General features: G+C 47.0%; 11 protein-coding genes. All 11 read left to right on the top strand.

Annotation, left to right across the window (positions count from 1 at the left end):
• Window positions 1–30 precede the first annotated feature (30 nt).
• Window positions 31–597, top strand: coding sequence for a ribosome hibernation-promoting factor, HPF/YfiA family (gene hpf, locus SporoP37_RS13295; protein ID WP_085431213.1), 567 nt, complete (start codon window positions 31–33; stop codon window positions 595–597).
• Between the two features lie 1,153 nt (window positions 598–1,750).
• Window positions 1,751–4,249, top strand: coding sequence for a preprotein translocase subunit SecA (gene secA, locus SporoP37_RS13300; RefSeq protein WP_085431214.1), 2,499 nt, complete (start codon window positions 1,751–1,753; stop codon window positions 4,247–4,249).
• A 33-nt stretch (window positions 4,250–4,282) separates the two neighbouring features.
• Window positions 4,283–5,384, top strand: a protein-coding gene (gene prfB / locus SporoP37_RS13310; protein WP_099662772.1) for a peptide chain release factor 2 whose coding sequence is annotated in 2 segments (ribosomal slippage) — window positions 4,283–4,354 and window positions 4,356–5,384 — 1,101 coding nt in all. Because the reading frame shifts where the segments join, the coding sequence is not laid out codon by codon here.
• Between the two features lie 1,351 nt (window positions 5,385–6,735).
• Entirely contained in the window at window positions 6,736–7,080 is a 345-nt protein-coding gene (gene cccB / locus SporoP37_RS13315; protein WP_081244150.1) for a cytochrome c551, read from the top strand.
• Window positions 7,081–7,272: 192 nt separating this feature from the next.
• On the top strand, window positions 7,273–7,959 hold the full coding sequence (ftsE, locus tag SporoP37_RS13320) for a cell division ATP-binding protein FtsE (protein WP_081244151.1): 687 nt from the start codon (window positions 7,273–7,275) through the stop codon (window positions 7,957–7,959).
• Window positions 7,949–8,833, top strand: coding sequence for a permease-like cell division protein FtsX (ftsX, locus tag SporoP37_RS13325; protein WP_081244152.1), 885 nt, complete (start codon window positions 7,949–7,951; stop codon window positions 8,831–8,833). Before ftsE ends, ftsX begins: the two co-directional genes overlap by 11 nt.
• 28 nt (window positions 8,834–8,861) lie before the next feature.
• Window positions 8,862–10,166: a murein hydrolase activator EnvC family protein gene (locus SporoP37_RS13330; RefSeq protein ID WP_231293253.1), complete on the top strand. Its 1,305-nt coding sequence runs from the start codon at window positions 8,862–8,864 to the stop codon at window positions 10,164–10,166.
• 75 nt (window positions 10,167–10,241) lie between these two features.
• The gene (locus SporoP37_RS13335; protein WP_085431216.1) at window positions 10,242–10,898 is read left to right on the top strand and encodes a hypothetical protein; all 657 of its coding nucleotides are present in this window, start codon (window positions 10,242–10,244) and stop codon (window positions 10,896–10,898) included.
• Window positions 10,895–11,476, top strand: coding sequence for a peroxiredoxin family protein (locus SporoP37_RS13340; RefSeq protein ID WP_085431217.1), 582 nt, complete (start codon window positions 10,895–10,897; stop codon window positions 11,474–11,476). The genes SporoP37_RS13335 and SporoP37_RS13340 overlap by 4 nt, the downstream gene beginning before the upstream one ends.
• 70 nt (window positions 11,477–11,546) lie before the next feature.
• On the top strand, window positions 11,547–12,974 hold the full coding sequence (locus SporoP37_RS13345; RefSeq protein WP_085431218.1) for a S41 family peptidase: 1,428 nt from the start codon (window positions 11,547–11,549) through the stop codon (window positions 12,972–12,974).
• A 177-nt stretch (window positions 12,975–13,151) separates the two neighbouring features.
• On the top strand, window positions 13,152–14,324 hold the full coding sequence (locus SporoP37_RS13350) for a PDZ domain-containing protein (protein ID WP_085431219.1): 1,173 nt from the start codon (window positions 13,152–13,154) through the stop codon (window positions 14,322–14,324).
• The last annotated feature ends 6 nt before the right edge of the window (window positions 14,325–14,330 follow it).

A 14,330-nucleotide genomic window follows, 5' to 3' on the forward strand; every position in this document is an offset into this window, starting at 1 on the left:
GTGATGGGTTTAAACAAAGGAGGAGTTCATATGTTAGACTTCAATATTCGCGGTGAAAACGTCGAGGTTACTCCGGCAATCAGAGAGTACGTCGAGAAAAAGGTTGAGAAACTGGAGCGTTATTTCACAGAAGGTGTAAACGCGACAGCTAACGTAAATTTGAAAGTGTATACAGACAAGCAAACAAAAGTGGAAATTACGATTCCGATGAAAAATTTGACACTTCGTGCAGAGGAACGCCACAACGATATGTATGCAGCAGTTGACTTGATCGTCGACAAGCTAGAGCGTCAAATTCGTAAATATAAAACACGTGTTAATCGAAAATCCCGCGAGCGCGAAGGCGTCGCTGCATTCTTCCAGGCAGTGGAAGATAACGACAATGCTGCAGACCAGCAAGTTGAAGACGACAGCGAGTTCGACGTAGTACGCACGAAGCAGTTCGACCTGAAGCCGATGGATCAAGAGGAAGCGATCCTTCAGATGAACATGCTGGGTCACAGCTTCTTCATCTTTACGGATGCAGAGTCTGACGGCACGAATATCGTGTATAAGCGTAAGGACGGCAAGTACGGCCTGATCGAAACAAACTCATAAGCATCCAGACAAGTCCGGCATCTCGCTGGGCTTGTTTTTTATTTATGAGCGAACGGTGTTGGCCATGGAGAGTTACGTAGTGAGTACAAGGGGATAGCAACTCCAGCTGGGGGACGCTTTCTGGAGGGAGGGCGGTGAACCACACCGCTCCGCTTTGCTACGCCGGGGAGTTTCACCTGTCCCTCTGATCCTCTCAGAGTCGCCCCCAGCTTCCGTTGCTATCCTAATTTTATAGTGGTGGTACTTATATCACCCATTGCAGGCGGTGTGTGAATTAGTGTGGTGTTTGAATGTATTTAAGTTCAAGTGCAGCTGCTGAACGGTAATTGAGGACTAATTCCAGAGTGCAGTTGCCGTCTTAAATATAGAGTGAATGTCTTTTTTACGTGGAGAGTTAGTTAGTGAGTACGAGGGGATTGCAACTCCAGCTGGCGGACGCTTTCCCGAGGGCGTGGCCCAAGCCGCTTCCCTCGCTTTCAGCTCAGTCCAGGGTCGTGGACTCACGCTGATCCTCCGGGAGTCGCCGCCAGCTTCCGTTGCCATCCTAATTTTATAGTGGTGATATTTATATCGCTCATTGCAGGTAGTGCGTGAATGGTTGTTGTGTTTTAATTTATTTACATTCAAGTGCAGACACTCTTAAAGTCGCACCCAGCTTTTGTAGCAATCTTGCATAGATATTGGATGGATTTTACAAGTTGCATTGTAATAGTGTGTAAAGTTCTAACGCTTTTGAAATGTTTTGAGTTCAAGTTCAAATACAAACGATTACAATCCTTACTTTAATGCACAACAATTAATGTCACCCACTTACATTGCAAGGGATTGGAGCGGAGGAGGGGCGACTCCCGGAGGATCAGCCCGACAGGCGAGACAACCAAAGGAAGCGAAGCGACCTGGTTGGCTCGCCGCGGACCCTCGGGAACGCGTCCCCTCCGCAGCGCAAATCCCTAACCCAAATACCACAGCCAGACTTCCCGAGAAAACTTAGGAAATTTGATACAGCGCACTATTTGCACCAGCCTTTTTACAATGTTAAAATGGAATGTGACTCAAAAATGTTTGGAATGTAACATTGCATGTGACGAAAGAAGAACTTACAACTGGCAGGAGCGTCCTGCTATTTGATGAAGCTATGAGGATGTGACAATAAATGCTTGGCGTATTAAATAAAATGTTCGACCCAAACAAACGTGACCTGAAACGACTTGAGAAAATTGCCGACCAAGTAGAACTATTGGCCGGTGATATGGAAAAGCTGTCGGACGAACAACTGACCGCCAAAACAGATGAATTCAAAGAGCGCTACCAGCAGGGAGAAACCATCGAGGACCTGCAGACAGAAGCCTTTGCGGTCGTCCGTGAAGCCTCTCGCCGTGTGCTCGGAATGTACCCGTTCCGTGTGCAAATCATGGGGGCAGCTGCTTTGAACGAAGGGAATATCGCAGAGATGAAGACCGGTGAGGGGAAGACATTGACTTCTACACTCGCCGTTTATTTGAATGCGCTCACTTCTAAAGGTGTGCACGTCGTAACGGTCAACGAATACTTGGCCAGCCGTGACGCAGAAGAGATGGGCCGTTTATATTCATTCCTCGGCATGACGGTCGGTCTGAACCTGAACAGTCTCAGCAAGGAAGAAAAGCGTGAAGCGTACGAAGCCGATGTGACGTACAGTACGAACAACGAACTGGGCTTCGATTATCTGCGTGACAACATGGTTCTGTACAATGAACATAAAGTTCAGCGTCCGTTGCATTTTGCCGTCATTGACGAAGTGGACTCCATTTTAGTCGATGAAGCACGTACACCGCTCATTATTTCCGGTCAGGCGGCGAAAGCACAGGAGCTGTATCGTCTGGCGAACCGATTTGTGATTACGCTGAAAAAAGAAGAAGATTATTCATTCGATGAATCAACAAAAGGTGTCGTTCTGACAGAGCAGGGTATTGAGGCAGCTGAGAAAGCGTTTAATATTGATAACTTATTCGATTTGCAGCACGTAACATTGAACCACGCGATTAACCAGTCATTAAAAGCGCATGTCAGCATGCATAATGACGTAGACTACGTTGTAGAAGACGGAGAAGTCGTAATTGTTGACTCCTTCACCGGACGTTTGATGAAAGGCCGCCGCTACAGTGACGGTCTGCACCAGGCAATCGAAGCGAAGGAAGGTCTGGAAGTTCAGAACGAGTCCATGACACTCGCTACGATTACGTTCCAGAACTATTTCCGTATGTATGAAAAACTTTCTGGTATGACTGGTACGGCGAAGACGGAGGAAGAAGAGTTCCGCAATATCTACAATATGAACGTTATTGCGATTCCAACGAATAAACCGATCGCCCGTGACGACCGTCCGGATCTAATTTATGCATCAATGGACGGCAAGTATAAAGCGGTGGCGGAAGATATTAAGGCGCGCCACGAAAAGGGCCAGCCGGTGCTGGTCGGTACGGTCGCCATCGAAACGTCTGAAATTATTTCTGCGTTTCTGAAAAAGTATGGCATACCGCATAACGTACTGAATGCGAAAAACCATGAGCGCGAAGCAGAAATCATTCAAGATGCCGGTAAAAAAGGTGCCGTGACAATTGCGACGAACATGGCGGGCCGTGGTACCGATATTAAACTTGGCGATCATATTCAAGAAGTCGGCGGTCTTGCGGTCATCGGTACAGAACGGCATGAGTCGAGACGTATCGATAATCAGCTTCGCGGACGTTCAGGCCGTCAGGGAGATCCGGGTGTCACACAGTTCTATCTGTCACTGGAAGACGAATTGATGCGCCGCTTCGGTTCTGAGCAAATGAAGTCAATGATGACGAAGCTCGGTATGGACGATGAAACACCGATTCAGTCAAAAATGGTTTCACGTTCGGTTGAATCTGCCCAGAAACGGGTAGAGGGGAATAACTTCGATTCACGGAAACGTTTATTGCAGTATGACGATGTACTTCGTCAGCAGCGTGAAGTAATTTATAAGGAACGTAATGAAGTATTAGGTTCGGATAATATCCGTCCGGTGCTTGAAGGTATGCTCGAATCGGTCATCGAACGCGTAGTCGCGCTGCATACAGCAGACGGTACAGTGCATTCCAAAGGGCTAAAGGATTATCTGGAAGCGAATTTATTGCCGGAGGACTCCGTGACGGTTGCAGACTTGGAAGACAAAACACCTGAAGACCTGCAAACATTTATTCACGAATTGGTCATTGCGCGCTATAATGAGAAAGAGCAGGAAATGTCCGAAGAACGGATGCGTGAATTCGAGAAAGTGGTCTTATTGCGTGCGATTGATACCAAGTGGATGGATCATATCGATGCGATGGATCAGCTTCGTAACGGGATTCACTTACGCGCATATGGACAGAACGACCCGCTGCGTGAATATCAGGCAGAAGGATTTGCGATGTTTGAAGATATGCTGATGGCCATCGAAAACGATGCGACGAAGTATGTCATGAAAGCAGAAATCCGCAATAACCTCGAGCGGGAAGAAGTAGCAAAAGGGCAGGCGAACAATCCGAAAGAAGATGGCGCACCGGTCCGCAAAAAGCCGATCCGACGCTCTGTCAATATCGGACGCAACGACCCTTGTCCGTGTGGCAGCGGCAAGAAGTACAAAAACTGCCACGGCAAAGCATAACGAGAAACAACCACTCAGGAGGAAATGATTATGATGGAATTATCCGATGTTCGGAACGAGCTCGACAAAACAGCTAAGAAATTAGCGGACTTTAGGGGGTCTCTTTGACTTAGAAAACAAAGAGGCCAGTATGCAGGAATTTGACGAAATGATGTTGGAGCCGGGCTTCTGGGATGACCAGGATGCCGCGCAGAAAGTTATTTCGCAGTCCAATGCATTAAAAGATATTGTCGGCGAATATAAAGATTTGAACGACACGCAAGAAAACTTGGAAATGACGCTTGAACTGCTTCGTGAAGAAGCCGATGAAGAGCTGCAGGACGAACTCATTTCCGAATTAAAAGAGTTCAAAAGACGAATGGATAAATTCGATCTGCAAATGCTGTTAAGCGATGAATTCGATAAAAATAGTGCAGTACTTGAGATTCACTCAGGCGCTGGCGGTACTGAGTCCCAAGACTGGGCATCGATGCTGCTTCGCATGTACACACGCTGGGCAGAGCACCATGGCTTCAAAGTCGAAACACTCGACTACCAGGCCGGTGATGAAGCAGGCGTGAAGTCTGTCACACTCGGAATCAAAGGGCATAATGCATACGGCTATCTGAAAGCGGAGAAAGGTGTTCACCGACTAGTTCGGATTTCACCATTCGATTCTTCAGGCAGACGCCATACGTCATTCTCTTCCATTGAAGTGATGCCAGAATTTGAAGGCGATATCGAGTTGGATCTGAAGGCTGAAGATATCAAAATTGACACATACCGCTCAAGCGGCGCCGGCGGACAGCACGTCAACACGACGGATTCTGCTGTGCGTATGACGCATATCCCGACAGGCGCTGTCGTTACGTGTCAGACAGAACGTTCGCAGATCAAGAACCGTGAGCGGGCGATGAATTTATTGAAGGCGAAGATTTATCAGATTCGTGTCGAAGAAGAAGAAGCGCGTCTTGCGGATATCCGCGGCGAGCAAAAAGAAATCGGCTGGGGCAGCCAGATCCGCTCCTACGTCTTCCACCCGTATTCTATGGTGAAGGACCACCGTACAAATGAAGAAACAGGAAACGTCAGCTCCGTCATGGACGGCGAAATCGACCAGTTCATCAACGCATACTTGCGTTCACGAATTTCCTGAACATAAAAAACACAGTCCGGCATGTCAGTATCATCTGACTTGTTGGGCTGTGTTTTTAATTGTGGAAGGCTGGCAGTAGTGTCGGGTTGGGGATTTACGCTTCGGAGGGGACGCGTTCCCGAGGGCCCGCGGTGAGCCAACCAGGTCGCTTTGCTCCCTCTGGTTGTCTCGCCTGTCGGGCTGATCCCCCCCTCTTCCACCTTTACTCCTTGCAATGTAAGCGGTGGACACTCATTGTTGTGCATTGAAGTGGGAAGTATAGAAGGCTTGCAGTAGTGTCGGGGTGGGGATTTGCGCTTCGGAGGGGACGCGTTCCCGAGGGCCCGCGGTGAGCCAACCAGGTCGCTTTGCTCCCTCTGGTTGTCTCACCTGTCGGGCTGATCCTCCGGGAGTCGCCCCTCCTCCGCTTCAATCCCTTGCAATGTCAGTAGGAGACACTAATTGTTGTGCATTGAAGTAAGGGTTGTAATCGTTTGTATTTGAACTCGAACTTAAAATATTTCAAAAGTGTTACAATATTACACACTATTACAATGCAACTTGAAAATTCCATCCAATATCTCCGTAGGATTGCAACGGAAACCGGGGGCGACTCTGGGAGGATCAGAGGGACAGGTGAAACACCCCTGCGAAGCGAAGCGGAGCGGTGTGGTTCACCGCCCTCCCTCCAGAAAGCGTCCCCCGGCTGGAGTGGAAATCCCATGCCGTATAAATAACTATCGTTTTTAACGTGTATTGAACTCTGTCCCTTAATGCTCTAAAGCAGTTGCACTTGAATGTAAATAAATTAAAACACAACAACCATTCACACTCTGCCTGCCATGCGTGATCCACATACCACCACTATAAAATTTGGATTGCAACGGAAGCCGGGGGCGACTCTGGGAGGATCAGCGGGACAGGTGAAACACCCAGCGAGCGAAGCGAGAGGTGTGGTTCACCGCCCGCCCTCCAGAAAGCGTCCCCCGGCTGGAGTGGAAATCCCATGCCGTATAAATAGCTATCGTTTTTAACGTGCATTGAACTCTGTCCCATAATGCTCTAAAGCAGAGGGCTGTGGTTCACCGCCCTCCCTCCAGAAAGCGTCCCCAAGCTGGAGTTGCCATCCCCTTGTACTCACCATTTAACTTAAAATTTCACTCATTTTCCAAAATGTAATGTTTAAAAACCGGAACTTTGGTGAATACTATAGATGTATTCATTACCAAAGCGCCTTTTTGTGTTGGAAACAGACGAAAACCTTAATTATCCTGGATAATTTGCAACTTTGTCATTTCTGTACACCATAGAATGGCCGTTTTTTGGTATACTACTCATGTTGGAAAATATTTCGCAAAAGGGAGGATATTACATGAAGAATAAACTATTGGCTACACTCTTCGGAGCGGCACTAGTACTCGGCGCTTGCGGCGGGGGCAACGATAACGCTTCTGAACCAGCAGACGACGCAACAAACGACAACGGCGCAGCAACTACTGATGTAGATGCAGAAGCAGTTGTACAGCAAAGCTGTGCATCATGTCACGGTGGAAACTTAGAAGGCGGAGCAGGTCCTGCACTTGAGGACGTTGGTTCTAGACTTTCTGAAGAAGAAATCCATGATGTCATCGTAAACGGTAAAGGTGCTATGCCTCCTGGTATTATCAAAGGCGAAGAAGCAGACGCAGTTGCTGCTTGGTTAGCTGAAAAGAAATAAGTTAAATATCAACGATCGTTCCTGAGAATTTCTTGGGAACGATCTTTTTTTGTCTGAAAATAAAGGAGCTATTTTTTGCTGAATCGCCAGCTAACTGAATTGAAATATAACTGTAATACTTGCTGATAGAAATCATGCTATAATTACAATGGCGAATATGAGAGAAAAACAAAATTCAGGTGGTTATTATGTATGATTGTGATGAAAAATGTATACAAAAAATACCCGAATGGTGTTATTGCCTCTAACGGAATCCATGTCGAGATTGCAAAAGGCGAATTTGTCTATGTCGTCGGACCAAGCGGGGCAGGTAAATCCACCTTCATCAAGATGATGTATCGGGAAGAAGTTCCTACCAGCGGACAAATTTACTTCAACAATACGGAACTGACAAAAATGCAAAGAAAAGATGTGCCTTATTTAAGACGGCAAATTGGCGTAGTGTTTCAGGATTTTAAATTGCTGCCGAAACTGACTGTCTACGAAAATATCGCGTATGCGCTCGAAGTGATTGAAGAATCACCAAGCGTCATTCGTCAAAAAGTGACAGAAGTTTTGAAGTTAGTGGGACTTACTAAGAAAATGAGAATGTTTCCAAATGAACTGTCAGGCGGGGAACAGCAGCGCGTATCGATTGCACGGTCTATCGTCAATCAGCCGAGGCTGGTCATTGCCGACGAACCGACAGGAAACTTGGATCCGGAGACTTCATGGGAGATCATGAAGATTTTTGAACGGATAAATGCGCAAGGAACAACGGTCATCATGGCTACGCACAATAAAGAAATTGTAGATAAACTAAAACATCGGGTCATTCAGATAGAAGGCGGACTCATCACACGGGATGAGTACGAAGGAGAGTACTCCAATGAAATCTAGAACAGTACGGCGTCATATTCGGGAAAGTTTCAAAAGTCTCAGCCGAAATGGCTGGATGACGTTTGCATCGGTGAGCGCAGTAACGGTTACATTACTGCTAATCGGCGTATTTGTCATCATTATGATGAACTTGAATCAACTGGCGGATAATATCGAGAACGACGTGGAGATCAAAGTAGTTGCAGAGCAGGAAGCAACGAAAGAGCAGGTCCAGGAGCTGCTGAAAGAAGTGAAAGAGACCCCGGGAGTGGCCGAGGTCAAATATTCTTCAAGTGAACAGGAACTCAATCAGATGATTCAATCATTTGGTGAAGAGTTTGCGCTCTATAAGCAGGACAACCCTCTCGGCGATGCGTTATATATAAAAGCGGATGATCCGAAGAAAACGGCATCCATCGCAAAAGAAATCAGCACGTATAAATACACTTACGACGTGGAGTACGGAGAAGGTAAAGTAGAAAAGCTCTTTAATGTGCTGAAGATAGGCCGCAATGTTGGGCTGATTTTAATACTGGCACTATTATTTACGGCTATGTTCCTCATATCGAATACGATTCGTCTTACTATTGTGGCGAGACGCACAGAAATCGATATTATGAAACTGGTCGGCGCAACAGATAGTTTTGTACGGATTCCCTTCATGCTCGAAGGAGTGTGGCTTGGGATATTTGGTGCGGTCATACCAATAGCTTTAATGACAACATTTTATTCACAATTGTATACGTTTTGGGAAGGACGGCTGCAGAATGAATTATTCCATTTGCTTGATCCCTCACCATTCTTATTACAATTAAACGGCTTGCTGCTGTTCGTCGCCGTCTTCATCGGCGTATGGGGCAGCTTTATGTCAGTCAGAAAGTTTTTAAGATCCTGATTGTCTGAATGGAAGGGAGAACTGGGTTTTGAGAAAGAAACATCGAATGATATCAAGTGTCCTCGCTGCTTGTCTGCTTACCGCAACGGTCGGCAGTACAGATGTATTCGCAGAGTCTCTGAAAGATCTGCAGAATGAGAAAAAGGCAGCAGAAACAAAAAAGAAAAATTTAGATTCTACTATTCAGAAAAAAGAAATACAAATACAGGAGAAGCAGTCGCAAGTCGATGTGCTGATCAGTCAAATCAAAAAGCTGAACGACAAAATTGAAGAAACCAATCAAAATATGGATCGCATCATCGAAGAGATGAATAAGACCAAATTAGAGATTGATGAGCTTCAGGCTTCTATTAAAGAGCTGGAGATTCGTATTGAACAGCGTGATCAAGTATTGCGTGAACGTGTCAAGGTCATGCAAGTCAAAGGAAGTAAAGTCAGCTATTTGGACGTGCTTCTTGGCGCAAACAGCTTTGCGGATTTCATCGACCGCTTCTCGGCAGTAACGACTCTGATGGATGCGGACAGGAAAATTATTCAGCAGCAGGAAGAAGATATGGCACAACTGGAAGAGGAAAAGAAGCTGGTTGAGCAGAAATTGGCTGAACAAGAAGAACGCCGGCAAAAAATCCAGGCTATGAAAGATGAGTTACTGGAAAAGAAACTTGAAAAACGAGATGTCGTTAACGAATTGGAAAAGAGTCAGGAAAAACTTTCCAGTGAAAAAGGCCAGCTGGAAGAAGAATACAGTAATACTGTGGAATTCAGCAAGGAGCTGGAACAGAAAATCGTTGCTGAGCAGGAGCGTTTAGCTGAAGTGGCAAGGAAAGAACAGGCGAAAAAGCTGCGCTTGCAGCAGAAACAAGCGGCAGCACAGGGCGGTTCAGCAGCTTACTCCGGTGAAATTCCGGCAGTTTCGAGCGGAACATGGACAAAGCCAACCAGCGGCACATTGAGTTCAGGGTTTGGCTGGCGGATTCACCCGATAACGAAAGTGAAGAAGCAGCACCGTGGAATAGATTTTAGCGCACCAACAGGCACACCGGTTGTATCCGCAGCTGACGGTGTCGTATCGTACGCGGGCAGCATGGAAGGCTTTGGAAATGTAGTAATGATTACTCACTCCGTAAAAGGCAAGATTTTAACGACTGTTTATGCACACCTATCTTCAATTGGCACAAGCTCAGGAACGACTGTCGATAAAGGCCAGTCGATTGGAGCGGTCGGTTCGACAGGTTTATCTACAGGTCCGCATCTTCATTTTGAAGTGCATGTAGGAAACTTCTCCGCCACAGGTCCGAGCGCAGTCAACCCGTTGCATTATGTATCTTTTTAATATAGCATGAAAAGAAAACCTGCCTAAGACGGCAGGTTTTCATGTTTTTTTAGTGATAATAGGGAGGGGATGACGATGCCGGTCACGCAGTACTACCCCATCGGTTCCATCACGATGCCGTCTTCGTGGATTGCGGTCGCCGCAGGTTTCATTGTGACCTATCTTTTCATTCGCCTGTGTTTTGGTAAAATATATAGTGAGCGGATCGGAAATATATTCTTCTATGTTGTAATGACTTGGAAGCTGTCCGTAATTTTGACGGATTTTTCGATGGTGATCCGGCATCCTCTGTCACTCCTTTACTTTCACGGAGGCACATTCGGCTGGATTCTCGGATTAACTGTCGCGGCTTTATTGACTCTTAAGCAGGCATATCAGGAAAAGTGGAAGCGTATCGATCAATGGACGCTGTTGCTTGCGCTGATCACCTGGCAAGTAATCTATCAGACGATGATGGCGGTGCTGAATCAAGGAAGTCTGGCAGTGAAGAGCGGTACGGTTATTTTATTTCTCGGCGTATTGGTGCTGGCGGTATGGAGTGAACGAAAAGCTGTGAATACGGTCAGTGAACTGTCTGTTATTTTCATAGCGCTTCATCTTTTGGTATCTTCATTTCAGCCGGGTCCCTTGGTACATAATGCACTTATTACGACAGGTTTCATCGGCTTGCTGATGTGGGGAACAGAACGGGTTTCCGCACAATCTGATAGCAGAAGGGAAGAGGTAGAGTGAGTAAGAAAACGCTTGGGTATATTATTACGGCTTTGCTCGTCGGTACGCTGATCTTCATCATGGTGCAAAACATGGCGGGGAAGCCGGATCCTTCGCCGACGCAGATTATAAAAGTGGATGACGAAGCAATGCCGGGAGAAGAAGGACTGGAGCAATATTCACCGGCACCGGACTTTACGCTCGAAACACTTGCAGGCGAAACGGTTACACTTTCCGCGCTGAAAGGAAAGAAAGTCATTTTGAATTTCTGGGCGACATGGTGTCCGCCATGCAAAGCAGAAATGCCGCATATGCAGAAGTTTTATTCAAAATTGACGGATGAAGATCAAGTGGAACTGATTGCGGTGAATGTCACGGAATCAGAGAAGCTCGGTGTCAATGAAGTCAAAAAGTTTGTGGATTCATATCATTTAAGCTTCCCGATTCCGCTGGACGAAACAGCTAAAGTCACACAGCTGTATGGCGTGTTTTCTATGCCGACAACGTTCATGATCGATACGGAAGGCCGCATAGCGCAAAAGATTATCGGTCCGCTCGATGAAAAAGCCTTGCATGATTTAGTCGATTCCATGGACTGAAAAAAGAGTCTGTTCTAGTGTCGTAACTTCTTGTCTCCCTTCATATAGTGAAGGGAGGAGGAGGTTATGAATGCGAAGGAGCAGGCTTTTTTTAGTGGGCATGTTACTGCTGATCGGCATTGTATGGCTGAACGGCTGCGGCAAGAAAGACTCTGCACAGCCACAGTCGGTCAGTAATTTGCCCGTGGTGGATGAGGTGTTTGAAAAGATTCAGGAGAGGGCCGTTTACCCGGTCAAAAAGGACGAGCTGATCGAAGGGGCATTGCGCGGCATGACCGATACGATCGGTGATCCGTACTCGACCTATCTGACAGAGCAGGAAGCGGAGTCCCACCGTGAATCGCTGGCGGGGTCGCGTGTCGGCATCGGAGCGGAAGTGACGCGGACGAACGGCAAGTATATTATCGTGGCGCCAATTAAAGGCGGACCGGCCGAGAAAGCAGGATTGCAGCCGTATGATGAAATTGTGCGTGTGAACGGTGAAAGATTAGAAGGGGAAACCCTTCGTGATGTGGTGAATTTGATTCGCGGGAAAAAAGGAACTGAAGTGAAATTGACAATTTTCCGGCCGGAAGCGGATAAACATATGGAGTACGCAATAATGCGCGATCATATGCCGGTTCAGTCGGTTGCACATGATCTGATTAAAGAACGTGGTGCTAAGCTCGGATACATAGCACTCAGCATGTTCGGAGAAGAGACGGCGAAAGAATGGCAGAAAGCAACGTCGGACGTGATCAAAAAAGGAGCACAGGCAATTATTATCGATGTGCGAGGGAATCCGGGCGGCTACTTAAAAGCGGTATCCGAAATCTCAAGCAGCTTACTGGAAGAAGACCGTGCATTTGTTGTTATGCAGGATGCTGCCGGCAACTTATCACCTGTAGTCACTGAAAAAAACGAGGAACTTTCATTCAATGAACGGTTGAAGCATATTCCGATTGTCGTTGTACAAGATGTCGGCAGTGCATCGGCGAGTGAAGTCTTGAGTGCAGCGATCAAAGATCTGAAACGGGGAGCCATCATCGGGACGACAAGTTTTGGAAAAGGAACTGTCCAGGAGACGATGGAATTATCTAACGGCGGTGAATTGAAGCTGTCGACAAATAAATGGCTGACACCGAAAGAAAAGTGGATCCATGGAAAAGGTGTAGAGGCAGATATTGAAGTGAAACAGCATCCGTTATTTACAGAGCATTTGCAAATGGTGACAGAAACTTTGAAGGAAGGTCACTTTACAGAAGAAGTTGCCTATGCGCAGCGTATGCTTAAAGCTCTCGGCCATAAACCCGGACGGACTGACGGATACTTCGACAGTGACACAGCAGATGCGGTACATGCATTCCGTATTGACCGCGAAATTAAAGAAGGTTATGATATGGACCGTGAATTCTTTACTGCGCTGAAAACTGCCGCGGAAGAATACCGTGCGAAAGAGAAAAACGATAAACAATTACGCATGGCGGTCGATTATCTGGTGAATGAATTAGCAAAATAATAGTGGAAGCTGTCCGAAAAAGTCCAGGCAACACGACTTTCTGCAGGGCAGCCTCTTTTTTGCCGTGAGTTTTGTAGCTTTAATTGGAACTTCCTTCACAACACTCTCGCTATTTTCCTTCTTTTTTTGTACAATAAAGAAAAGAGCTGTAAGGACAAGCGAGAAAGGTGACAGAAGATGTCTAGCGAACTATTACTGAATTTGAAAGATGCATTACTTTACTTTTTTCTGAACCCCGTCTGGCTGGTTGCTTTAGTGGCTGCCTATATGCTCGGCAGTAAACGGGTAAGCCGCGAGCGGACAGACTTTAATGTAAGCATACGAAAAGGTTCAGCTGAGATGAAACATGCGATTTCAGCGGGCTGGCTGCACGGACTGGTGCTGTCGATTTTGATTGCCGGTATCGGATTGATCGTCGACTTCAACTGGATTGTGATGTTATCTGTCGTTATGCTGCTCGTCATTCTCTCATTCTCTTATAAATTGGCTTCACCGATTTATTATGCAGCCATTGCATTTTTTGCGCTTTGGGCATTGAATCGCTGGGCAGGAGACGTTTCGATCGGCACATGGTTTGTACAGGAAGATCTGGACTTTTCCGGCACCCTGGCTATAACGGTGCCGATTATTGCAGGTCTGTTTCTGATCACGGAAGGCATGCTCGTTCGCCGTCATGCGGCACGTCATACGTCTCCGTTATTCGTACAGACTCAGCGCGGCGGGCGCGGTACGATCTATCAGTCGAAACTGCTGTGGATTGTGCCGGTTGTATTGCTGGTCCCGGGACATATGGTTTCAGAGTTTGCTCCATACTGGCCGCAATTTACGCTGGGCGCGGAGAAATTTTCATTTATTCCGATACCGTTAGTGATCGGATTCTCACAGCTGGTGCGTTCTACATTCCCGGATGAACTGTTCCCTAAAATGGGGAAGGCGATTGCCTGGCTTGGCGCTTCTGTAGCGGCGATCGGAATTGGCGCGATCTGGATGCCAGTTCTCGGCTGGGCGGCTTTGCTTGCGGGCGTTGTATGCCGCTTGCTGATCAGCGCGGTTATTTCGGCATCTGACCGCAATAAACAGGTGATGCTCGTGCCGCAGTCTGAAGGTGTCTTTGTCGTAGCGGTGCTGCCGGATTCGCCGGCAGAGAAGATGGGTATTGTAGCCGGTGATTTGATCAAGTCGGTGAACGGCATCTCGATTCACAATGAAGATGAATTGTATGATGCAGTTCAAGTGAATGCCGCACACTGCCGTTTGCAAGTAATCGGCCGCGACGGGGAAGTTCGTCTGAAGCAGCAAGTGCTGTTCCGTCACGATCACTTCCGTCTGGGCATGCTGGTTGTGCGGTAAAAGGGA

The sequence above is a fragment of the Sporosarcina sp. P37 genome (assembly GCF_002109365.1).
Lineage (GTDB): Bacteria > Bacillota > Bacilli > Bacillales_A > Planococcaceae > Sporosarcina.

Excerpts from the sequence above, each read along its gene's own strand:
- secA (WP_085431214.1), top strand. The coding sequence starts at position 1,751 with ATGCTTGGCGTATTAAATAAAATGTTCGACCCAAACAAACGTGACCTG.
- SporoP37_RS13335 (WP_085431216.1), top strand. The coding sequence starts at position 10,242 with ATGCCGGTCACGCAGTACTACCCCATCGGTTCCATCACGATGCCGTCT.
- SporoP37_RS13350 (WP_085431219.1), top strand. The coding sequence starts at position 13,152 with ATGTCTAGCGAACTATTACTGAATTTGAAAGATGCATTACTTTACTTT.
- ftsE (WP_081244151.1), top strand. The coding sequence starts at position 7,273 with ATGATTGTGATGAAAAATGTATACAAAAAATACCCGAATGGTGTTATT.
- hpf (WP_085431213.1), top strand. The coding sequence starts at position 31 with ATGTTAGACTTCAATATTCGCGGTGAAAACGTCGAGGTTACTCCGGCA.
- ftsX (WP_081244152.1), top strand. The coding sequence starts at position 7,949 with ATGAAATCTAGAACAGTACGGCGTCATATTCGGGAAAGTTTCAAAAGT.
- SporoP37_RS13345 (WP_085431218.1), top strand. The coding sequence starts at position 11,547 with ATGCGAAGGAGCAGGCTTTTTTTAGTGGGCATGTTACTGCTGATCGGC.
- cccB (WP_081244150.1), top strand. The coding sequence starts at position 6,736 with ATGAAGAATAAACTATTGGCTACACTCTTCGGAGCGGCACTAGTACTC.